The sequence below is a fragment of the Rhizobium sp. P1_E1 genome (assembly GCF_056406015.1).
The window spans coordinates 1-20,813 of sequence record NZ_JBFUAY010000018.1 but is presented as its reverse complement, the minus strand read 5'-3'; the positions used below and the strand labels follow the sequence as shown (position 1 = coordinate 20,813).

Genomic DNA, 20,813 nt, shown 5'->3' with positions numbered 1-20,813 from the left:
TGCAAAGCTTTCTTTGCATAAATGCAACTGCCCTGTCCGCAGCTCAATCCTCAGGCAGGGTGAAGACCGCGCAAGGGTCGGCGATGCCACGCAAGGTGTGCTCTCCGAGCGGCATCAGTGCCGTCGCCGTATTCGCCGCAACCGCGCCCGAGATCAGCACGCTTCGGCCGAGCGGCTTACACAGCCCTTCCAGCCGGCTGACCAGATTGACGGCGGGGCCGATGGCCGTAAAGTCCAACCGGTCGGCAGCACCAATATTGCCCCACAGGATCTCGCCAAAATGCAATGCTGCGCCGAAGGGCAGCAGCGCCAGCCCCTGCGCCTGGCGCACCTGATCGAGATGGGCCATGCCGGCGCGGCTGGCGGCGACCGCGCGCAGTGCTGCCTCGCAGGCCTCGCAATCCCCTCGAGCGGCGTCGCCCTCGCTCGACGTAGCCGTGACCGGAAAGATCGCCAGCACGCCGTCGCCGATGAACTTCAGCACCTCGCCCCCGAAGGCATGCACGGCGCCGGCGACGCGGTCGAACCAGGCATCCAGTGCGGTGATCATCACGTGAGGCTCGGTCACTTCGGAGAGCGCGGTGAAGTCGCGCAGATCGGCGCAGAGAAGGGCTGCGCGGATGGTCTCGCCGGTGCCGCGGGCAAGGGCGCCGGCCTGCACCCGGGCGGCGCTGCGGCGGCCGAGATAGGCTTCAAGCAGCGCGGCCTTCGCCTCCCGCGCCGCCAAGGCGGCGAGCGGCGCTCCAGCAAAACGCGCGACCTCGTGCAGCAGGCCAGCCTCAGCCGGGCCGAATGCACCGGCCCCCGCCCCATTGGCGATACCCGCCCAGCCGAGCACCGGTCTGTCAGATATCTGATTGTCCTGTACAGGCCCGATCCTATCCTCCCATACCGGTCCCAACCCGGCCAGCCACTCGCGCCCGGCCTCACTCTGCGGAGCCGCGGCGAAGGCCAACGCCTCGATGACAGCACCGGTCTCGGCCCGCCACAGCCAGGTGCGCCGCGCGATGATCGGATGCGGCACCGAAAGCGTCAGCGCGCCACCGGAAAGCGGCAGGCCATCGGCCAGCAGCCGGCGCCCGAGTTCGGCCAGAAACCGTTCGGGACCAGGCGAGGCGCCGGCCTCGTCAATCAGCCAGGCAAGGGGGGACGGCAGATCCATGGCTTAACATCGCACGCTCACCGGGGCGGCCGCAAGGACATCCCCGGAGTGACCGCTTGCGGTCATCCCCGGGTTCGAAAAAGGACGTCCGCTCCCTGTCGAAAGCCATTCGCCACGGTGGAAAACAAAAAATAAACACTTTAAACTTGCGCGACTTTGATTCCATTATAGGGCCGTTCGTCATCGTGTGATTGAGGGGTACGATGGGCACGATATTCTGGCCGAAAGATCCGCTGGATGGGAATGACATGACGCTGCTGACGTCGATCCTTCGGCGATGGTGCGAAAGGTATCAGGTCGAGCTGACGGCGGAGGAGAGCAGCCGCAAGGCGAAAGAACTCGTCGAATGGTTCGAATTCGGCGTCAAGGATCCCATCGAGCTCGAGGAATTGATCGACGACAAGCACTGGCTCGTCGGCAGGATCTGACCCTCTCGGGCAAATCGGGAGAACGCTGGCTGTCAGCGTCGGCGAAGCTGTTTCATTAGAAAAGGCCGGGCGAAAATCGCTCCGGCCTTCATCCATTACATCTAAGCGAGACCTTTAGTCGTCATCCCGCCAACGCCGGTCGCGATCCCAGCGCCTCTCATGGCGCCAGCGCGGGCCATCATCCCAATCCCGGTGACGCCGCTCCCAGCCCCAGCGGGGCGGACCACCGTAGAAAGCTACCGGCGGCGGGCGTCTCCAGTTTCGCCGGCATTCGCCCCAGCGCGTCAGATGCCAGCCGCGACCGCAGGCGTAGTCGACCTTTGTGACATTGCTCTGGACATTGATTGTCCCCATCGGCGTCGCCTCAGCTGTGCCGATCGAGAGGCCGCCAACGAGCAAGGCGGCCGCGATAGAAAGCGCTTTCATCGAGAACTCCATTTTCAATCCAGCCGTCCCCACTTTATGGCCGCTAAATTGAACTGGAGATGAACTGCGCGTTCATGTTTGGCGCTGGAGCATGATGCCGAAAAGTGTGAGCGGTTTTCGGACGACCTTATGCTCTAACTCTTTAATTTAGAACAGGATTCAGACTTTGGGCCGATCCAGCCTAAAATCATCCTGTTCTGGCAGCGCGCGATGTCGAAGGTGGAAACGCTGGGCTACGTCCTGCCGTAAAATGGGTCGGGACCTGGACTACGCCCGGCGGCGACTTCGGTCAGCCGCCCGAGGTAATGCGCCCAGCCTTCCGCATGGCCGGCGCATTGATCGGCGCTGGGCAGGCCGCTATGGGTGAGCCGCAACAGCGTTCCGCCCCCCTGCTCGATCAGATCGATCTCGACCAGGCTCGACCCCGGCGGCACCACCTCGCTGCCGTCCCAGCCGAAGCTGTAGGCAAGGCGATGAACCGGCACCACTTCACGAAACGAGCCGCGCGCAAAGCGGGCGCCGGTGACGTTGACGAGATAGAGTCCGCCGGGCTGCGGCTCGACCTGCGCTTCCGTTCCCATCCAGCGCAGGATCTTCTCCGGATCGGTCATCAGCGCAAACACCGCGGCCGGCGGCGCCGCGATATGCGCCTCGCGGTGAACGACGAAAAATTCTGGCATCACTCTCTCCCATGGTTGTCACGGCCCCGCCCAGGCGGAGACAGCGCGTCCTGTCTTGTCGTGGTATTTCTGACCTAGATGTCCTCACAGAGAGCATGTAGGCGCATGCCCCTCCTCCGCAAGAGGGATTGCCGGTCGCCATCGACGAACGAGCGAAATCGCCGCTTGGGGAGCTCTGATCCAGCTCCGGCCGCGAAAGCATTTCGACCTATTGCCAGCCCGCCGCCTTCCCCCTATTGTTCGTGCCGTTCTCAGGGCGGGGTGAAAGTCCCTACCGGCGGTATGCAATTTTGATTGCGAGCCCGCGAGCGCCTTCTCAGGAAGGGTCAGCAGATCAGGTGAGATGCCTGAGCCGACGGTCATAGTCCGGATGAAAGAGAACGTGCGTTCCTGCCGCCCTTGCGGCTGTCGGGGACGTTCGTGATCGCCTTGGGTGATGTGTCTGTTCGCCAAAGGAGATTACCGTGACACCCACCCGCTACGCCTTCGTCAAAGCCAGCTGGCACGCCGACATCGTCGACCGCGCCCTTGATGGCTTCTACCAGCTCGTTCCGCCCGAGCAGGTCGACGTGTTCGATGTTCCCGGCGCATTCGAGATGCCGCTGCTTTCCCGCGATCTTGCGGCAACCGGGCGTTACGGCGCCGTCATTGCCGCCGCCTTCGTCGTCGACGGCGGAATCTACCGCCACGAATTTGTCGCCCAGGCCGTCGTCGATGGGCTGATGCGCGCCGGCATGGATACGGGCGTGCCGGTGCTGTCGGTGTCGTTGACGCCGCACCAGTATCAGGAAACCGAGCATCACAAGCAGATCTACCGCGCGCACTTCGTCGAGAAAGGCCGTGAAGCGGCAAAGGCAGCTCTGACGATCGGCAAAACCCGCGCCGCTCTTGCCGCGTAGTCAGCGGTTCGACGAACAGAAGACGGCGGGAACAGTCCCGCCGCTTCGATACAACTCCGCTACACGGCCAAACCAGACAGAATAATTGATTCGACGGCCTCACCGCACTGTGGTCCACTGGCCACTGACATGTATCGCCATTCTTAACGCATCCAAAACCCCAAGGAGCTGAAGATGAGCAATGCAATGCGCAGTGAAACCCCCATTGAGACCCCGAGAACACAGCCCGTCGACACCAAGCTCGAGGTGGTCGTCATCCCCGTTTCCGACGTCGATCGCGCCAAACGCTTTTACGACGGCCTGGGCTGGCGGCTCGACGCCGACTTCGCCAATGATGCCGATTTCCGTGTAATCCAGTTTACCCCGCCCGGCTCCGGCTGCGCGATCATCTTCGGCAAGAACGTCACCGCCGCGGCCCCCGGTTCCGCCCAGGGGCTCTACCTGATCGTCTCCGACATCGAGGCCGCTCGCCGCGATCTCATCGCCCGCGGCATCGAGGTCAGCGAAGTGTTCCATGACGCTGCCGGCGTCTATGCCGGCAAGGACGAACCCTATCTGTTCGGCCGCCTGCGGATCGCCGGCCGCGATCCCGATCATCGCAGCTATCGCTCCTTCGCCTCATTCAAGGATCCCGACGGCAACGGCTGGCTGTTCCAGGAAGTCACCACGCGGCTGCCGGGGCGCATCGACGCCGACGAGACGAAATTCACGACGTCGACCGAGCTTGCGTCAGCACTCCGCCGTGCGGCAACTGCCCATGGTGAACACGAGAAGCGAAACGGCGGCAAGCACGACGAAGGCTGGCCGGACTGGTACGCCGAATACATGGTCAGCGAACAGGCCGGCAAGCAGCTTCCCTTGTAGGCAAAGGCGGCAACATCCTCTGAGAAGCAAGGGCATTTCGGTATGGCGCGCGCCATACCGAAATGTTTTATCGTGTCTATGCCTCGTCAGGTCGAGGATCGCGATCCGCCAGAAGCTGTCATTGAGATGCGGAAGAGATCTGCGACGTTATCCAATCGGAAAATGCGAGCATGGCTGCCGTTGGCGGCCTTGATTGAAGTCGAGTCAGCCAATAGCTGCCCAATGATATGGTCGTGGGAAAAGGTTGTAATATAGCCCCTGATGACAGATGCCTGGAAAACATCGACGGCGGCGCCAGAGCAATTCCCAATCCTTGCATGGCCGCCTCCATCATGGCGAGGGAAGAGTCAAAAACGATCCCTGCGTTGACCTGTGCCGCCGGCGGAACATCCGCGGCCTCGAACCAGGTACTCCACTCGTCGGCCCTATAGCTCCGCAAAAGCGTCGCTTCGGCAAGATCTGCGGGCGATCTTAAACGGTCTGCCAGTCTGGGGGTGCACAGAGGCGAAAGCGGAGCGTCGAACAGACGCAGTGCTTCTGTGCCGTGCCAGGAGCCGCTGCCGAAGCGAATGGCAAAATGCAGCCCCTCAGCGGCCATATCGACGCGATTATTGTTTGTCGAAATGCGCACGTCGATGAATGGATGCTGCTGTTGAAAATCCGGAAACCTTGGCAATAACCAGCCGACAGCAAAGGTTCCAACCACGCCCAAAAACAGCAATTCCCGAACTTGCCCGGCTTCAATCCTGTCCAGCGTGATTGCCATTTGATCGAAGGAATTGGTCAACGTTGGCAAAAGAGCTTCACCTTCCGCGGTGATTTTCAAACCCTTTGGGAGGCGCTGGAAAAGCGCAACGCCCAATCGCTTCTCCAGGCTTTTGACCTGCTGGCTTACGGCGGCCTGAGTAACGCAAAGTTCGATTGCGGCGCGGGTGAAGCTGAGATGTCTCGCCGAAGCTTCGAAGGCTCTCAAGCCATTCAAAGGGAGGAATTGCCGAACCATCTTAGCCCTAGATTTTCTTGTATCTCCTCCGAGATATCATCGTTTGCTGCCGCAAAACAGTGCCATTAAATGCCGTCCTCATGCGCCTTTGCGCTGATTGAACCGCGTCTGGAGGATGAAAAAATGAAGCTTGATTGGATAGGAATTCTATCAGCCGCCCTGGTCGCGACATGCATTTCCTCAAATGGCTTTGCGGCTGACGAGATGAAACTGCAAGCCATCTCGGACAACGCGATCAAACCGATCATGGATAAATACGGCATCCCGGGCATGGCCGTTGCCATTACCGTTGACGGAGAGGACCACATCTTCAACTACGGCGTCGTGTCGAAGGACACCGACAAGCCCGTCACTGCGGCCACCATGTTCGAACTCGGGTCAATCAGCAAAACGTTTACAGTGACCCTCACATCCTACGCTGAGGTGACCGGCCGACTTTCGCTGTCGGACAAGGCAAGCAAATATCTTCCATCGATGAAGGGAAGCCCCTTCGGCGATGTCGCGCTGATGAATTTGGGCACGCACACGGCTGGCGGATTTCCGCTGCAAATTCCTGATGACGTCAAAACCGAAAAACAACTGATGGACTATTTTGAAGCCTGGCATCCTTCATACGAGGCTGGARCCCATCGAACTTACGCCAATCCAAGCATCGGGATGCTTGGCTATATAACGGCGAAAAGCATGGACGATGGTTTCGTCGCCTTGATGGAAGGCAAACTGTTTCCCTCCCTTGGATTGAAAAGCACGTTTATCGATGTGCCGAAATCGCGGATGGCCGACTATGCCCAAGGTTACAAGCGAAGCGGTGAGCCGGTTCGTATGACACCTGCCATTCTTTCATCCGAGGCCTATGGAGTGAAATCCACAGCAAGCGACATGATCCGGTTCATCGACGCGAACATGGGCCTCGTCGACCTGGACGAAAAGCTCCGGCAGGCGATCACGAATACGCATAGGGAATACTTCGATGTCGGCGCAATGACCCAAGACCTTATTTGGGAGCAGTATTCTTATCCCGCGACGCTGACGACGTTGATGGACAACAATTCCAGCGCGATGCTGAAAACCATTCCCGTCAAGCAACTGATGCCCGCAATGGAACCGCGCGACGATGTATGGATCAATAAGACCGGCTCAACGAATGGTTTCGGCGCCTATGTCTCGTTTATCCCGAAAGAGCGAGTTGGCATCGTCATCTTGGCCAATAAAAACTATCCCAACGAGGATCGAGTCTCTGCCGCTTACCAAATACTGACGGATATAATTTCCGCGCGCTAACCCGGTAGAGCATGATGCCGAAAAGTGTGCGCGGTTTTCGGACGACATCATGCTCTAACTATGTAATTCAGGACAGGATTGAGATTTTAGGCCGACCCGGCTTAAAATCATCCTGTTCTGGCATCAGCGGTCGAAGATGTCCCGCCACTGCTTCTCACCGATCAGGCAGTCAGTGCCCGCCTCAGCGCCAGCGATCTTCTGCACCGTCGCCGGCCGGGAAAGGTCGCTGATCTCCAGCACCAGCTTGCGGCGCACGGCAACGGCGAAATCCTCGATCTTGCGGACCGGCAGCACGAAGGCGCCGGGGCCGCCGATCACGCAATCCGCATAATATTTGTCGAGCCCGTTCGGCGCATCGGAGGGTCGCAGCATGATGGCCAGGCCGTTGATGATCATGCCCGCTTCCACCGCCTTGTCGCGGGCGGGGGTGACGGGATCGCCTGAGTTGTTCGGCCCGTCGCCGGAGACATCGATCACCTGTCGCCTGGACTGAAAGGGACTGGAAACGATCATGCTGGCGCCCTGGGCGATCGCGGTGGAGATCGATGTGCGCCGCTGCGTGGCAATCGGCCTGGCTTCGAGCTTGTCGGCAAACGCGATCGCATCCTCTTCCGTCTCGATCACCTGCCAGTCGATCACGGAATCCTGGACGACATAGCCTGCCCATTCGAAATAGCTGATGGCAATGCGGCCGGTCAGCCCGCCCTTCACCGCGTCGATGAATTCCTTGTGCTTGAGCGCCTCGACATAGCCCTCGCGCTGGATGCCGATCTCCTCGAAATCCATCGACCGCGAGGTGTCGACGGCGAGCACCAGCGTCACGTCGACCTCGCTTCCCCCCGCCTGCGCGGCCGGGGTAATGCCTGTCAGCCCCATAAGCACCGCAAGTGTCGTCAGCATTGGTAATCCAATCCCTGCGCCATCCAAGCCAGCAAACTCTAACACAGCTTGGCCGACGCAGGACGCTCGCCCACGCGCACGGCTTCAATTTTCGGTGATGGAGCGGAAGGCCTTCAATGCAAGGGAAGCCACAAGGGGGTCTTCCATGCCTTCAGCGCATCGAGAAAGACCTGCAATCGGGAAGGCAGGAAGCGGCGCGTGGGATAGACGGCGTGCACGAAAATTTCCTCGGACGACCAGTCTGGCAGCAGGCGGATGAGTTCGCCACTTCTGATCTGTTCGTCGCAATAGGTCGAAGGCAGCAGGCCGATGCCGTGTCCGCGATAGGTGAAGGCGCTCACCGCATCGAAATCCCGGCTCGATACCGGCCCCGACACATGCAGGCGAACAGTTTTGCGCCCGTTCACGAGATCCCATTCCGCTTCGCCGTTGCGGCCGTTCAACAGAATGCACTGATGGTCCTTCAGGTCTTCGGGCTTCAAGGGAAGCACCCTGCCCTTCAGATACTCGGGCGCAGCGACCAGATAGCGCACACTCTTCCCGAGCCGCTGCGCGACGATGGTCGAATCCTTGAGTTCGCCGAAACGGATGCCGAGGTCGATGTTCTCCGCGATCAGATCGAGGAACAGGTTGGTGACGAAGAGATCGACCTGGATCTTCGGATATGCCTTCAGGAAGGCCGAGACGAATTCGTAAAAGACCTCCTGTCCGAAGATGACAGGCACGGAGATCTTCAGCAAACCCTCCGGTTTTCTCTGTGTCTCGGTGAGTACCTGCTCGGCGTCGAGGAGATGGGCGAGCGGTTCACTGCACCTGTTGTAATAGGCCCGGCCCTGGGCGGTCAGGCTCAGTTTGCGGGTCGTCCGCTGCAGCAGCGTCACGCCGAGCTGCTCCTCCAGCGACGTCACCTTCCGGCTGACCGTCGATACCGGCATGCCGAGGGAATGGGCAGCACGGCTGAAGCTGCCGTACTGCGCCACCTTCACGAAGACTGCGATATCGTTCAGATCAGCCATCGCTAGATTTTTGCATGGATGCAAAAGAGAATCCAGACATTTCCATCTAATCGGGTAATGGAGTTTTCGCCATATTCACCTTGCGAAAACAAGACAACCCGATGGAGGCGCATTCGCAGCAGCCCCATCTCGAGCGACCCGGCCTTCGCAAATGCAAGGCCCGCGTTGCCCAAACCAGTTTATGGAGATCAGCATGACTACGAAAAAAACAGTCATCGTCACGGGCGCCTCGCAGGGTATCGGAGCCGGCCTCGTTAACGCCTTCATCGAGCGCGGCTATAATGTGGTCGCCACCTCGCGCCAGGTCAGCACTTCGAACGCCTTCCAAGCCTCCGACAAGCTGGCGCTCGTCGACGGTGACATTGGCGATGCCGAAACCGCCGCGCTGGTGGCAAGGACCGCAATCGACCGGTTCGGCTCGATCGACGGCCTCGTCAACAATGCCGGCATTTTCCTGGCCAAGCCGTTCGTCGATTTCACCATGGCCGACTTCAAAAAATTGTCCTCGACCAATCTCGAGGGCTTCATCCACCTGACCCAACTGGTCGTCAGGCAGATGCTCACACAGAAAACGGGCGGCAGCGTCGTCAGCATCACCACGCCATTGACCGATCATCCGATCGCCGGTTTCTCCGCTTCGGTGTCGATGATGACAAAGGGCGGTATCAACGCCATCTCCAAGAACCTGGCGATGGAATATGCGAACGAAGGAATTCGCTTCAATATTGTAGCTCCCGGTGTGGTGGACACGCCGCTGCACAAGGACAATCCGAAGGATTTCCTGAAGACGTTGTCGCCGATGGCAGGCATATCGAACGTCGAGGAGATCGCCGACGCAGTCGTCTTCCTCACCGAAGCGCCGCGCGTAACCGGGGAGGTGCTGCACGTCGACGGCGGCGCACATCTGGGCAGATGGTAGACCATGCGAAAACGCAGGTAGCCGGCGCGGAACGGCGGCTGCAGAAACTCGGCATCACGCTTCCCCCGCCGCCGACACCCTTTGGGGCCTATGTCGAAGCGATAAGGACCGGTAACCTGGTCTTCTTCAGCGGGATGCTGCCGGTCGTCGGCCATGAGCCGCGCTATATCGGCCGCGTCGGCGGTGCTCTGACGGCCGAAGGCGGCAAGAAGGCGGCCGAAACGGCAACGCTCAGCGCGCTCGCCGCCGCCAGGGACTATCTCGGTTCACTGGACAGGGTCGTTAGGGTCGTCAAGCTGGGCGTCTATATCGCGACCGAAGGCGATTTCCGCGACCATCCGAAGGTTGCGGACGGAGCATCCGAAATGCTGCTTGCGGTCTTCGGCGAGGAAAAACTCTCAGGCCGTGTCGTGCTCGGCGTCGCCAGCCTGCCCCTCGGCCTGCCGATCGAACTTGAACTCATCCTCGAAGTCGAGGATTGAAAGTAGCCGGGCACGTTTCTGCGTGCCCGGCGAAAGCATGCCTCGCCCTTCGAGGCCCCTCCGGGCCACCTCAGGGCGAGGCTCTCTTGAGCCATGTTGCGCTCACACCGCCACCAACAGCAGCACGTAAGCGATCACACTCACCATCAGCCCGCGGAACGCGAAGGTAACGCAACGATATTTGCTGCGGGCGATGGCGGAGAGGATGTTGGCGTTTTCGAGATACTGGTCGAAGAGATAGCGTTCGTCGCGCCTCAGTGCCGCCTCGAAGAACGGGTCGCGGTGGTTCTGCCAGGCGCCCCAGAACAGCGAGGTCGAGCTGTCCAAACGGCGCGGCAACACGACGAGGATCGCCGAAAGGATGGAAAAGACCGAGGCTGCAGCAAGCAGGCCCGACAACAGCATGCTCCCTGGCGCCCCGCTCGCGTAGCGTGCCGGGCTGAAGACTGCCCTCACCTCGCTCGAACTCACCAGGAAGGCTAGCATGAAAGTAAAGATATAGGCAGCCTTCTGGTCAGATATCTTGACCTGGTCGTAGAATATGTCGTTGATTTTCTTGATATGGTCGAAATACTCGGAACTGATATCACCGCTCGACGGCGCGCTCAGCATAAGATCAGTTGCATTTTCGAAATCGCTCACCTGAATACTCCAGCTACAAAGTGTTTCCCTGATATTACACTGCACGGCGAATTCAAGAACACGTGTGCAATGCGCTTGACTTTTCTTTTCTACATGGACAAAGGGGATGTGGGAGTTGGGGTTGGGTCATGCTGGGTCGCTGGAAAAACATCTGTCGCGCCGGGGTGGCGCTTGCGCTCGTCTTGCCAGGCTTTTCGCCGCCGGCGGCGGCCGACCCTGTTCAGCGTGCAACACCGGTTGCCGGATCCGTCATCGCCCGCAAGACCGGCGAGGAGGTCCGCTTCATCGACGTGTCGAACTGGCGTGTCGTCGACATCAATCAGGATCTCCTGACTGGCGACGTGCTGCGCACCAATGCCAACGGCCAGCTCGCCATCGTCTTTTCCGATCACACCCAGGTCCGTCTCGGCCGCAATTCCTCGCTGCAGGTCAAGAAGATGGCCGCGAGTGGCGACACGACGCTGGAGCTGCAATCGGGAACGATCTGGGCGCGCGCCGAGCGCGGTGGCCAGGGCCTGACCGTGGAAACGCCGGCGGCAGCAGCCGCCATCCGCGGCACCGACTGGACGATGACCGTCGAGGGCGCCAAGACCTCGATGATCGTGCTCGAAGGCCGCGTCGCGCTCACCAACCCGCAGGGCAGCGTCGAGGTGAACGAGGGGGAAGGAGCGGTCGCCACGATCGGCCAGGCGCCGCGCAAGCTCGTCATCGTCACACCCGACGATCGCGAGCAGATGCTGTTCTACCTGAACCTGCGTGACGGCTTCGGGCTGATGCCGACCTCGCCGCTGCCGGCAGGCCGCATGGCCGACGAGCGCCGCCGGCTGCTGGCTTTGCCGCCGGAGCGTCGCACCACCGAGGACTGGCTGGAGCTTGCAGAAGTGCAGAGCGCCTTCGATGGCCGGCAGGTTGCAGCCGCCACGCTTCAGGAAGTTCGGGGCCGTAAGCTGACGACCGCCCAGAAGGCCCGCGTCGACCTGATCGATGCCACGATCGCCGGCTCCGAAAAACGCTACGACGAAGCCGCAAGGCTATTTGCGGCAGCACTGCCGCATCTCGACGCCAACCGCCGGAACATGGCGCAATATGGCGGCTATTTCGCCCGTTCGCTTGCCGATCCCGCCCATGTCGAAAAGCCGCCGTCATCAGCTGTCGGCCCCTATGGCGCGATCATGCAGGCCTACACCGCCGGCTTTCTGCAAAACCCGCGCGCCGCTGTCGATGTGATCAGGGACGCCGAGAAGCGTTTTCCCGACGATCCCACCCTGCCCGCGATCCGCGCCCAGCTGGCGCAGCTGATCGATGACCGCGCCCAGATGCAGGAGGCGGTGAACCGCGCCCTCTCGCTCGATCCGAACCATCCGATCGCCCTTGCCGCGCGTGCGTCTTACAAGGCGAGCTACGAAAGCGATATCGACGGCGCCCTGGCCGATCTGAACCGCGCCATCGAGCTTGCGCCGGGGGCGTCGGGATCGTTGAACTCGATGGGCCTGCTGCAGAGCGCCCGCGACGCCAATGGCGAGGCCGAGGCGGCCTTCCTGAAGGCGATCGCGCTCGATCCGCAGGACCCGGTTCCCCACGGTAATCTTGCCATTCTCTATCTCGACCAGTCCAGGATGAAGGATGCCAAGCGCGAGATCGATGCGGCGCTCGCGGTCGATCCATCCTACGACATCGCTCTCCTCGCCCGCGGCCGCTACTACCTGCAGACCGGCGAACGCGACAAGGCGCTGGCGGACCTGCTGGCAGCCAGCACCGCCAATCCGGCGCATTCGCAGTCACAGTTGATGCTCGCCGCCGCCCATTACGAAAAGGGTGACCGCATCCCCTCCGCACAGGCGGTCGACAATGCTGACAGGCTCGACAAGAACGATCCCGTCATCTCCTCCTTCCGCACCGCCGTCGACATCGACGACTACGACGCGGACGGCGCGATCCGCAACGCCCAGGAATTTCTCCGCCGCTCCAGGGCGCGCGGCGGCGACTACAGCGCGCTCGGCGCCAACCAGGATGCCGGCTCGACGCTGAACAACGCCTTCCGCCTGCAGGGCCTAGACGCGTGGGGCCGTTATTATGGCGATGCCGTCTTCAGTCCCTTCGAAGGCAGCGGCTATACCGACCAGTCGATCAAGGGCAGCATCTTCCCCTTCAATAATGCGACCGATTTCGGCGACGACAACATCAGCCAGTATCGCGTCAACACGTCGAGCTTCTCCTCGCTGTTCCAGGGACTGCTGCTCGATCCGCACATGCTGTCGGGCCGTTCGCGCTCGGCAACGCTTCTGCGCACCCCCTTCATCGAAGGTTCACTCGGCGGCGGCATCAACAGCGTCGATGGCCATACGAGGCGCATCGGTGAGGCCGAGATCCAGGGCTTCTCTAACGAGACCATCCCGCTCAGCTTCTACGGCAACCTGAACTGGGAGGAGATCGCCCGCGATGGCGACTATACGGATTTCGGCGGCTTCTCCACCGAGAACAAGATCCTGAGCGGCAACGGTTATCTCACAGCGACGATCACCCCTGATGATCGTGTCGTCGCCTATTTCAACGGCGCCAAACGCGATTTCGACCTCGATACCTTGAGCAGCAATTCCCAGCTGTCGACCATTTTGAACGACGGGCTGTTCGATCCCATCCTCGTCCCCTTTTTCGGCATCCCGCGTGTGCCCGACGAATTGCCGCTTTATCAGACCCGGCGCGACATCATTACGGCGACCAATGCCGGCATCGGTTGGAGCCACACATTTGGCTACGAAAACGTGCTGAATGCAGCGCTGCTCTATTCCGGCACGCGAACGAAGACCACCGACGAACTGGCGTTCGATTGGGAGACTGTGCCGTTCCTTGGCGGTCCCGGCACCGATATCCGCCCTTTCGCGCAGATCAGCCAGGACCAGAGCTCGAAGACCTATGTCGCAGCCCTCAATCACGACATTGGGGCGGGACCGCTGACCTTCCGCTACGGCATCGAGGGCGGCTGGATCGATGCCCACAACAGCAGCTTCCTGCACATCGAGGATATCGTTCCGGGCTTCCTCGACGGCACGACGCTTGGCCCCACGGAGGCCGACAATCGCGTCGATATCGCCCGCGCCTATGTCGACGTGCTGCACGAGATCGCGCCTGATCTGAAGGGCGAATATGCGCTGTTCGGCACGCACATGTCAGGCGACGGCGTCGATGTCAGCCGGCTGGAGCCGCGCTTCGGCCTTGCCTGGTCGCCCGTTCAGAACCACTGGCTGCGCGCCGCCTTCATGCGTCAGAGCGTCGATACCGGCGTTCCCACCCTCGCTCCGATCGGCATCCTCGGCCTGCAGCCGAACCAGTTCTCGGTCGGTATCGAAGGTTATAGCGATACGGTCGCGCTGCAATGGGATGCCGAGTGGACCGATCGTTTTTTCACCTCGGTCGAATACCAGCACCAGGAATTGCATGATTTCTCGATCGACTTTCCGCTGATCTCGCTTCCGGCGGCCGACAGCCTGCCGCTGTCGCGCGGCAGCGTCGACCGCGCCGCCGTGACTGCCAACGTCGCGCTCGGCTATGGTTTCGGCCTTTCCGCCACTTATGCCTACATGGAATCGGAGAACAAGGACCCGCTGGAGCCGAACTACGGCGGCTCGCTGCCGTTCATTCCCCGCAACTCTGGCCAGATCGCGCTGACCTGGGTCAATGAGGCCAAGGTCAAGGCGACTGTGGCGGCCAATTATGTCGGCGAGCGCGATGGTGACGACCTCGGCACGAAACTCGACGACTATTGGAGTCTCGATGCCCACCTGATCTGGGRACCCCTGGACAAACGCATCGCGCTGGAAGCGGCCGCCTATAACCTGCTCGATGAGGATTTCGAGCTCACGCCCGGCGTGCCCGGCTGGGGCCGCGCCTTCAAGGGCACGCTCAAAGTCCGCTTCTGATGCCGGTGCGAGGCAAGCCTCGGCCGGCCGGCGGGCAAGCTGAAAGCCGTCATCTCAGGCTGCTGGTGCTGGCGCTCGCCACCCTCGTCACCATCTCGCTGCTGTCGCGCCTGCCGGCATGGTCGTTGCTGGAACTCAGAAGCTTCGACTATCTCTCGACCGTCGACGATCCACGCCCACCGCAAGGCGGGCCTGTCATCGTCGCGATCGACGAACCTTCGCTTGCCGATATCAATGCGCAATGGCCCTGGCCGCGCAGCCTGCATGCCGAACTCATCAGGCAGTTACGCGCGGCCGGCGCCCGTGTCATCGGCCTCGACATCATCATGGCCGAACCCTCGAACCCCTACAACGACGATGCGATCACCAAGGCCGTCGGCCCCGATGTCGTGCTCGCCGGCGACGAAACACTAATCGAGACGCCACAGGCTTCGCAGCTGATCCGCGCGACGCCGCTGCCGCAACTGACCGAAGCGGGTGCTGTGACCGGCATTGCCTCGATCGATCTCAGCGGCGACGGCACGTTCCGGCGTATTCCCGGCTATAAGGACGGCTTCGCCGCTATGCTGGCAAAGGCGTCCGGAGGTCCGGCCGAGGTGTTGTCGGCCGGCCGACTCATCCAATCCTTCGGCCCGGCCCGCAGCTATCCCACCGTCTCCTACTACCAGGCGCTAGACCCTGAGAACCTGCTGCCACCGGATTATTTCAAGGGCCGCGTGGTGCTGGTCGGCCTCAGCCTGCAGAATGCGCCTGCCATCGACAAGGGTGGCGTCGATGCCTTTGCCACGCCCTATACCGTTCACACCGGCAAGCTGGTCTCCGGTGTCGAGATCCAGGCGACGATCTACGACAATATCCGTCGTGGCCTGTCGATCGCGGAAGCCCGCCTGCCGCTGGTCGCCGCCTGCATCCTGATCACCGTGCTGCTTGCCGCCGCCACCGTCTGGCGCTCGACGGGATGGTTGACGATCGTCGCCAGCGCCGCGGCAGTGCTTGCCTTCGCAGCGGCGAGTTTTGCGGGTATCCGCTTTGCCCATGTCTTCGTCTCGCCACTCGGGCCAGTCGTTGCCTATGTCTCGGTCGCCTTCGGCCAGGCCGCCTTCGATTATGCCGAGGAGCGCCGCAACAAGCGGCAGATCATCCGCGCCTTCGCCCAATATATCTCGCCCGATCTGGTCCGGCGCCTGTCGAACGATCCCTCGCAGTTGAAGCTTGGCGGCGAGCGGCGCACGCTCTCCGTGCTGTTTTCGGATGTGCGTGGGTTCACAACCATCGCCGAGACGCTGAAGGACGATCCGGAGCAACTGACCGGCCTGATCAACCGGCTGCTGACGCCGCTTTCCGACGTCGTGATGGATCATGGCGGCACGATCGACAAATATATGGGCGACTGCATCATGGCCTTSTGGAACGCCCCGCTCGACGATCCCGACCATGCGCTCCACGCGGTCACCGCCTCGCTCGCCATGCAGGCGGCGATATCGAGCCTGAACCGTGAGCTGGAACGGGAGGCGGCGGCGCGCGGCGGCAAGCCGCACGTGCTGAAGATGGGCGTCGGCATCAACACCGGCGAATGCATCGTCGGCAACATGGGCTCGACCCGCCGCTTCGACTATTCCTGCCTCGGCGACAGCGTCAACCTCGCCTCCCGCCTCGAAGGCGCCTCGAAGAATTATGGCGTAGCACTGCTGCTCGGCGAGGAGACCGCAAGGCTGGTCGCCGGCACCCACACCGTCGTCGAGCTCGATCGCATCATCGTCAAAGGCCGCACTGTCCCCTCGCCTGTCTATACCGTCGTGCACAAGGCCGAGGCCGAAGCCCTTGCCGCCCATCGGGCCTTCACGCAAGCGAAATACGCCGGCACCCTTGCGCCATCCGACTCCGCCTTCGACAGGCTGGCCGCCGATATCCCCGAGCTTGCCCCCTATTACGCGATCGTCCGCGATGCGCTGGCTGAATCCGGCGAGGAATGACCGGCGGCGACGTCTCGTCACGCCTGATAATTGCGCACGGATGTTCGTTCATAAGCCGCTCGTTTTGCCAAAGGCGTACATGTTGGTTGGCGCGCCATGCAGCATCACCTCCCGCTCGAAGTTGAAGCCACACTTCTCAAGAATACGTCTTGAAGCGGCATTGGCGGTACGAACCAATCCGATCACCCGCTCCCCATGCAGATCATCAAAGGCAAACACCAGGGCTTCCCTGACCAATTCCGTGGCATACCCCTGCCCCCAGCTTTCGGGTTGCAGATGATAGGAAAGATTGAGGCCGTCGAATTCCTTGGAAAGGGTTACGCCGCCGAAACCGATCAGCGCACCGTTCGCCTCGACGGCCCAGCGCCCAAACCCGTGATCTTTCCAATGCCCGATGTCGCGCGCAAGCCGCGCTGCACTTTCCTCGCGCGAGTCCGGCCGTGGTACCGGTCGGTGCGCGACCAATTCCGGCTGCGAAAAAAGTCGGGTCAGGAAATCGATATCCCCTTCCACGGGAATTCTGAGACGCAATCTGGCGGTACGCCTTACCGCCGACGGCAAGGCACCCTTGAATTCATACTCAAGCATCTTCCATCCAATTTTCAAAACGCGGCAATGTGACCGATACCAAACTATTCCAGGCGGCGCGCTTCCAGCGGCGCGTTCTGCCTGAATCCCTCGAAATAGCGGCCACCATGCACGGCAAGCTCTCGGTCGGCCAAAGCCAGGAATCGAGCGCCGTCACCCGCTGCCGCCAGCCCGAATGCCATGTCGAATTCGGCCGCCAATTGCGCGTCGAGCTCTCTCATCAGACGCGGCGCCCACTTTCCCCGGCCAGACCACGCGCCACGCCCGAGGAGGATCAGGTCGGCGAGCTTCTGATAGAGCAGCGCGGCGATGGCGGCGATCTCTTCGGGCGGGCGCGTTCCGCGCAGGTCGTCGGCCAGATCGGTGACCTGATAGCGCAGCAAGTCGTAATCTACCCCGGCAAGAGGTTTCGGCCCCGCCGCAAGCATCCTTGCCGCCTTTGCCTGGATGACGCGCGCGCTGTCGATATCCGATCCCATTATACAGCCCGTCGCGACCATGTTGACCATGATCGGATAGCCGCTGTCGGCATCCTGATGGAGATAATGCGCCAGCGTCTGCGGATCATGGACGAAGGCCTCGACCGGGAAAGCGTCCTCAGTGAACGATTCCCGCCAGGCTCTTTCGAGAGACGGGAACACGACGACCAGATCGATATCCGAAAAGGCGGTCCCTTCGCCGCGCATGAGGGAGCCGGCTACATAAGTGAAAGCAGCCCCGGCAAAGCGGCTGGCGACACAGTTGCGGGCAGCGGCCAGCGCCCGCTCCGCAAGAATATGCTTCTGGATATCGTCCACGATCTCGTCCTCGAATGCGGACACGGGCGGGAACAAAAAACCCGCTCGTCTCCGGCGGGTTGGTCTTAGCAGCGATGAACGGAATTCAGTTCACGCGTCTACCACCCACCGCGGCGCGGTGGTCGTAGACGTCGTCGAAATTGCAAAAATCCTGCTCATGGCTAAGGTTAACCCGCCACCGTGAGAGCGTCAATGCACCGAAGCCGGACGCCAAGGACGGCTTTCCCGGCGCGATGTTTTCCGTCTAAGATGGCGCAAGACTCGTAAACAGGAAGAACCCGCCAATGTCCGATCCCGTCACCGTTATCCCGCTTCCGCAACCGGTGCTGCTGCCGGTCGAGGGCAGCGCCGAGCGTTTTCCGGTGCGCCGCGTCTATTGCGTTGGGCGTAACTATGCCGACCATGCGCTCGAGATGGGCCATGATCCCAGCCGCGAGCCGCCCTTCTTCTTCCAGAAGAATGCCGACAACCTGCTGCCGGCGGGCAAGGCCTTTCCCTATCCGCCGCTGTCGAACGACGTGCATTACGAGGTCGAGTGCGTGCTGGCGCTGAAATCGGGTGGCGCGAACATCGAGGCCGCCGACGCGCTCGACTGCATCTACGGCTATGCCGTCGGCATCGATTTCACCCGCCGCGACCTACAGGGCGAGGCAAAGAAGCTCGGCCGTCCCTGGGAAGTCGGCAAGGCCTTCGAACATTCCGCCCCCGTCTCGTCGATCATTCCGGCAAGCCGCCTCGGCCACCCCGCCGAAGGCAAGATCTGGCTGGAACAGAACGGCAAGCGCGTGCAGGACGGCGATCTCAACCAGATGATCTGGAAGGTGCCGGAGATCATCGCAGAACTGTCGAAGCTCTTCACCCTCGCACCAGGCGATATCATCATGACCGGCACGCCCGCCGGCGTCGGCGCGGTGGCCAGGGGCGATCGCATCAACTGCGGCATCGACGGCGTCGCCACCCTATCGGTCGAGGTCGTCTGAGGAGAAAGCGATGCCCGTCTACGCACTTGGCGGATCGACGCCGAAACTGCCCGCCGCCGGCCTCTATTGGATCGCACCGGACGCCAATATCATCGGCCAGATCGAGCTCGGCGAGAATGTCGGTATCTGGTTCGGCGCCGTGCTGCGCGGTGACAACGAGCCGATTACCGTCGGCGAAGGCACCAACATCCAGGAAGGCGTGATGGCCCATACCGACATGGGCTTCCCGTTGACGATAGGCAAAGACTGCACCATCGGCCATCACGCCATCCTCCACGGCTGCACCATCGGCGACAACACGCTGATCGGCATGGGTGCGACCATCCTGAACGGTGCGAAGATCGGCAACAACTGCCTTGTCGGCGCCAATGCGCTGGTGACCGAAGGCAAGGAATTCCCCGACAATTCCCTGATCGTCGGAACACCTGCCCGCGCGGTGCGCGTGCTCGACGAGGCGGCAATCGAAGCCATCCGCCGCTCGGCAAAAAACTACGTCGCAAACTGGCAACGCTTCGCGCGCGATCTCAGGCAGATCGGTTGATAGGATAACGCGAGGCTGGTGGTCAGGCGCCCTTTGCGCCCGCCAAGGCGTTCACCACACGCCCGGAATCCAGCGCCAACGCACACGCGCCATATAGTCCGCATAGCCTTCGAGGCCCTTGCGCAGTTCGGCTTCCTCGCCGAGCGTACGGCCGAAGAGGACGATAACGAGCAGGCCGGCGGGGATCAGCGCGTAGAGCGATCCAAGCGACAGTGCCATGCCGATGCTGAGCACGATAGCGGTTGCGTATCCGGGATGGCGGATGGCGGCGTAGGGTCCGGTGTCGATTACCTTGTGGTTGCGGTCGGTCTGGATGCGCACCGTCGGCTCGAAATGCCGGTTGACGGATTGCGCCCAGGTTAGGCCGAGATAACCTGATGTCATCAGGAGATAGCCGATGAGGACGATCCAACCGGGCTGCGGCGCCCAATGGAAACGCCCATCGTCGAACGCACCGACCGGAAGAATGGCGGCAAAGAGAATGATTGTCAGCGTCGCCACCACCGCGTCCCAGGGCCTGGTGCCTTTCTGATATCGGCTGCGCGCCGCAAACAGCTCCGGATTTGTCCGCCAGATCCAGACGATCGCGACACATGTCAGTGCAAGGAAGAGGCCCAGAAAGATCCAGCCACGCGGCCAGTCGAGCGTACCGGCCGGCCAGAATAGCGCGGCAAACATCACGGCAATGGTGATGGCGAGCGAGCCGAGCGATGGCGCCGTCGCTGCGAACGAGTGATTGGGCCGAGTGTCTTGCTCTGTCATGACCGCTCTCCGTTCAACCGGGAACGAGCTGTTTGCATCCCAACGGCTGCCGCCCGAGTCTAACACTACCGCACCGGATTGAGGAGACGGAACGCTCCCTAATGGCAGGGTAGCGACGAAAGCTGCCTTGATCGCAGCGACGCCTTTGCATCCAGGATTCGAGATGTCGGAGAAATTCTGCCGTTGCCGCAATAACGGCTCAGGGCGGATTCGGTAAAGAGCCGCCTACTCGGCAGCTTCCAGAAACTGGCTGTTTCGTGATGAAGAGGCAAGAGCCTGAACTCTGGCTTCGGCCTTGGCGATCAGCTGATAAAATTCGTCCTGCGCTTCGACATCCAGTTGAATAACGGCATTGACGTCGTCGGGCGTATCGCAAACGCAGGCGACCGCCGAAATGGGACAGATGCCGCCGGGATAACGCTTGCCGGTGCCCGTGTAGGCGCGGCGGCCCCAACGCTCGGAATAGACCGTCTCTTCCCGCTCGAGCTGCAGGATCGTTCCCTTGCAGGCGGTCACGATAGCCGCCTTGCCGTAAGCGAACCAGTGATAGTTC

21 protein-coding genes and 1 riboswitch are annotated in these 20,813 nt (G+C 61.5%); of the genes, 10 read left to right on the top strand and 11 right to left on the bottom strand.

Going from position 1 to position 20,813, the window contains the following annotated elements:
* Positions 1–43 precede the first annotated feature (43 nt).
* Entirely contained in the window at positions 44–1,162 is a 1,119-nt protein-coding gene (locus tag AC1D1Z_RS09745) for an adenylate/guanylate cyclase domain-containing protein (protein WP_130652705.1), read from the bottom strand.
* 203 nt (positions 1,163–1,365) lie between these two features.
* On the opposite strand from AC1D1Z_RS09745, the gene AC1D1Z_RS09740 reads away from it, so the two are divergent.
* Entirely contained in the window at positions 1,366–1,590 is a 225-nt protein-coding gene (locus AC1D1Z_RS09740) for a hypothetical protein (RefSeq protein ID WP_018446333.1), read from the top strand.
* A gap of 114 nt (positions 1,591–1,704) precedes the next feature.
* On the opposite strand, the gene AC1D1Z_RS09735 is transcribed toward AC1D1Z_RS09740, so the two are convergent.
* Entirely contained in the window at positions 1,705–2,016 is a 312-nt protein-coding gene (locus AC1D1Z_RS09735; RefSeq protein ID WP_028732772.1) for a GCG_CRPN prefix-to-repeats domain-containing protein, read from the bottom strand.
* A gap of 233 nt (positions 2,017–2,249) precedes the next feature.
* Positions 2,250–2,696, bottom strand: a complete 447-nt coding sequence (locus AC1D1Z_RS09730; RefSeq protein ID WP_130652706.1) for an SRPBCC family protein — start codon at positions 2,694–2,696, stop codon at positions 2,250–2,252.
* 243 nt (positions 2,697–2,939) lie between these two features.
* Positions 2,940–3,082, top strand: a riboswitch (FMN riboswitch).
* Positions 3,083–3,160: 78 nt separating this feature from the next.
* On the opposite strand from AC1D1Z_RS09730, the gene AC1D1Z_RS09725 reads away from it, so the two are divergent.
* Positions 3,161–3,595, top strand: a complete 435-nt coding sequence (locus AC1D1Z_RS09725; RefSeq protein ID WP_018242719.1) for a 6,7-dimethyl-8-ribityllumazine synthase — start codon at positions 3,161–3,163, stop codon at positions 3,593–3,595.
* A gap of 174 nt (positions 3,596–3,769) precedes the next feature.
* Positions 3,770–4,459, top strand: coding sequence for a VOC family protein (locus AC1D1Z_RS09720; protein WP_028732774.1), 690 nt, complete (start codon positions 3,770–3,772; stop codon positions 4,457–4,459).
* A 118-nt stretch (positions 4,460–4,577) separates the two neighbouring features.
* Here the strand turns inward: AC1D1Z_RS09720 and AC1D1Z_RS09715 are convergent, their stop codons facing one another.
* Positions 4,578–5,462, bottom strand: a complete 885-nt coding sequence (locus AC1D1Z_RS09715; RefSeq protein WP_130652707.1) for a LysR family transcriptional regulator — start codon at positions 5,460–5,462, stop codon at positions 4,578–4,580.
* A gap of 123 nt (positions 5,463–5,585) precedes the next feature.
* On the opposite strand from AC1D1Z_RS09715, the gene ampC reads away from it, so the two are divergent.
* Entirely contained in the window at positions 5,586–6,743 is a 1,158-nt protein-coding gene (ampC, locus tag AC1D1Z_RS09710) for a class C beta-lactamase (protein ID WP_477850337.1), read from the top strand.
* Between the two features lie 123 nt (positions 6,744–6,866).
* Here ampC and AC1D1Z_RS09705 read toward each other — a convergent pair whose 3' ends face one another.
* Together AC1D1Z_RS09705 and AC1D1Z_RS09700 are read right to left on the bottom strand one after the other, a co-directional pair.
* The gene (locus AC1D1Z_RS09705) at positions 6,867–7,643 is read right to left on the bottom strand and encodes a DUF1194 domain-containing protein (protein WP_028732776.1); all 777 of its coding nucleotides are present in this window, start codon (positions 7,641–7,643) and stop codon (positions 6,867–6,869) included.
* Between the two features lie 113 nt (positions 7,644–7,756).
* Positions 7,757–8,659 carry a LysR family transcriptional regulator gene (locus AC1D1Z_RS09700; RefSeq protein WP_113544290.1) on the bottom strand — a complete coding sequence of 301 codons (903 nt, stop codon included), beginning with the start codon at positions 8,657–8,659 and terminating at the stop codon, positions 7,757–7,759.
* A 193-nt stretch (positions 8,660–8,852) separates the two neighbouring features.
* Between AC1D1Z_RS09700 and AC1D1Z_RS09695 the strand changes: the two genes are divergently transcribed.
* Together AC1D1Z_RS09695 and AC1D1Z_RS09690 are read left to right on the top strand one after the other, a co-directional pair.
* Positions 8,853–9,578, top strand: coding sequence for an SDR family NAD(P)-dependent oxidoreductase (locus tag AC1D1Z_RS09695; RefSeq protein WP_130652709.1), 726 nt, complete (start codon positions 8,853–8,855; stop codon positions 9,576–9,578).
* On the top strand, positions 9,572–10,060 hold the full coding sequence (locus AC1D1Z_RS09690) for a RidA family protein (protein ID WP_130652710.1): 489 nt from the start codon (positions 9,572–9,574) through the stop codon (positions 10,058–10,060). Before AC1D1Z_RS09695 ends, AC1D1Z_RS09690 begins: the two co-directional genes overlap by 7 nt.
* Before the next feature lie 102 nt (positions 10,061–10,162).
* Here AC1D1Z_RS09690 and AC1D1Z_RS09685 read toward each other — a convergent pair whose 3' ends face one another.
* The gene (locus AC1D1Z_RS09685; RefSeq protein WP_130652711.1) at positions 10,163–10,702 is read right to left on the bottom strand and encodes a Pycsar system effector family protein; all 540 of its coding nucleotides are present in this window, start codon (positions 10,700–10,702) and stop codon (positions 10,163–10,165) included.
* A gap of 128 nt (positions 10,703–10,830) precedes the next feature.
* Here AC1D1Z_RS09685 and AC1D1Z_RS09680 point away from each other — a divergent pair, with 128 nt between their 5' ends.
* A complete protein-coding gene (locus tag AC1D1Z_RS09680; RefSeq protein WP_477850332.1) occupies positions 10,831–14,619 on the top strand; it encodes a FecR domain-containing protein in 3,789 nt (1,262 codons plus the stop codon).
* Complete coding sequence (locus AC1D1Z_RS09675) at positions 14,619–16,592, top strand: CHASE2 domain-containing protein (protein WP_477850330.1); 1,974 nt, start codon at positions 14,619–14,621, stop codon at positions 16,590–16,592. The genes AC1D1Z_RS09680 and AC1D1Z_RS09675 overlap by 1 nt, the downstream gene beginning before the upstream one ends.
* A gap of 48 nt (positions 16,593–16,640) precedes the next feature.
* On the opposite strand, the gene AC1D1Z_RS09670 is transcribed toward AC1D1Z_RS09675, so the two are convergent.
* Both AC1D1Z_RS09670 and AC1D1Z_RS09665 read right to left on the bottom strand, forming a co-directional pair.
* Positions 16,641–17,180, bottom strand: a complete 540-nt coding sequence (locus AC1D1Z_RS09670) for a GNAT family N-acetyltransferase (RefSeq protein WP_018242730.1) — start codon at positions 17,178–17,180, stop codon at positions 16,641–16,643.
* 44 nt (positions 17,181–17,224) lie between these two features.
* Positions 17,225–17,977 carry a nucleotidyltransferase domain-containing protein gene (locus AC1D1Z_RS09665; protein WP_130652713.1) on the bottom strand — a complete coding sequence of 251 codons (753 nt, stop codon included), beginning with the start codon at positions 17,975–17,977 and terminating at the stop codon, positions 17,225–17,227.
* A 284-nt stretch (positions 17,978–18,261) separates the two neighbouring features.
* On the opposite strand from AC1D1Z_RS09665, the gene AC1D1Z_RS09660 reads away from it, so the two are divergent.
* Together AC1D1Z_RS09660 and AC1D1Z_RS09655 are read left to right on the top strand one after the other, a co-directional pair.
* Positions 18,262–18,957, top strand: a complete 696-nt coding sequence (locus tag AC1D1Z_RS09660; protein ID WP_018242732.1) for a fumarylacetoacetate hydrolase family protein — start codon at positions 18,262–18,264, stop codon at positions 18,955–18,957.
* A 10-nt stretch (positions 18,958–18,967) separates the two neighbouring features.
* The gene (locus tag AC1D1Z_RS09655) at positions 18,968–19,498 is read left to right on the top strand and encodes a gamma carbonic anhydrase family protein (RefSeq protein ID WP_018242733.1); all 531 of its coding nucleotides are present in this window, start codon (positions 18,968–18,970) and stop codon (positions 19,496–19,498) included.
* Between the two features lie 51 nt (positions 19,499–19,549).
* On the opposite strand, the gene AC1D1Z_RS09650 is transcribed toward AC1D1Z_RS09655, so the two are convergent.
* Both AC1D1Z_RS09650 and AC1D1Z_RS09645 read right to left on the bottom strand, forming a co-directional pair.
* Complete coding sequence (locus AC1D1Z_RS09650; RefSeq protein WP_026188458.1) at positions 19,550–20,260, bottom strand: methyltransferase family protein; 711 nt, start codon at positions 20,258–20,260, stop codon at positions 19,550–19,552.
* Between the two features lie 225 nt (positions 20,261–20,485).
* Positions 20,486–20,813 (bottom strand): hypothetical protein (locus AC1D1Z_RS09645; RefSeq protein ID WP_477850326.1); only part of this gene is annotated, 328 nt, incomplete at its 5' end.

Excerpts from the sequence above, each read along its gene's own strand:
- AC1D1Z_RS09720 (WP_028732774.1), top strand. The coding sequence starts at position 3,770 with ATGAGCAATGCAATGCGCAGTGAAACCCCCATTGAGACCCCGAGAACA.
- AC1D1Z_RS09735 (WP_028732772.1), bottom strand. The coding sequence starts at position 2,016 with ATGAAAGCGCTTTCTATCGCGGCCGCCTTGCTCGTTGGCGGCCTCTCG.
- AC1D1Z_RS09650 (WP_026188458.1), bottom strand. The coding sequence starts at position 20,260 with ATGACAGAGCAAGACACTCGGCCCAATCACTCGTTCGCAGCGACGGCG.
- AC1D1Z_RS09660 (WP_018242732.1), top strand. The coding sequence starts at position 18,262 with ATGTCCGATCCCGTCACCGTTATCCCGCTTCCGCAACCGGTGCTGCTG.
- AC1D1Z_RS09730 (WP_130652706.1), bottom strand. The coding sequence starts at position 2,696 with ATGCCAGAATTTTTCGTCGTTCACCGCGAGGCGCATATCGCGGCGCCG.
- AC1D1Z_RS09705 (WP_028732776.1), bottom strand. The coding sequence starts at position 7,643 with ATGCTGACGACACTTGCGGTGCTTATGGGGCTGACAGGCATTACCCCG.
- AC1D1Z_RS09690 (WP_130652710.1), top strand. The coding sequence starts at position 9,572 with ATGGTAGACCATGCGAAAACGCAGGTAGCCGGCGCGGAACGGCGGCTG.
- AC1D1Z_RS09745 (WP_130652705.1), bottom strand. The coding sequence starts at position 1,162 with ATGGATCTGCCGTCCCCCCTTGCCTGGCTGATTGACGAGGCCGGCGCC.
- AC1D1Z_RS09715 (WP_130652707.1), bottom strand. The coding sequence starts at position 5,462 with ATGGTTCGGCAATTCCTCCCTTTGAATGGCTTGAGAGCCTTCGAAGCT.
- AC1D1Z_RS09695 (WP_130652709.1), top strand. The coding sequence starts at position 8,853 with ATGACTACGAAAAAAACAGTCATCGTCACGGGCGCCTCGCAGGGTATC.
- AC1D1Z_RS09655 (WP_018242733.1), top strand. The coding sequence starts at position 18,968 with ATGCCCGTCTACGCACTTGGCGGATCGACGCCGAAACTGCCCGCCGCC.
- AC1D1Z_RS09740 (WP_018446333.1), top strand. The coding sequence starts at position 1,366 with ATGGGCACGATATTCTGGCCGAAAGATCCGCTGGATGGGAATGACATG.
- AC1D1Z_RS09700 (WP_113544290.1), bottom strand. The coding sequence starts at position 8,659 with ATGGCTGATCTGAACGATATCGCAGTCTTCGTGAAGGTGGCGCAGTAC.
- AC1D1Z_RS09670 (WP_018242730.1), bottom strand. The coding sequence starts at position 17,180 with ATGCTTGAGTATGAATTCAAGGGTGCCTTGCCGTCGGCGGTAAGGCGT.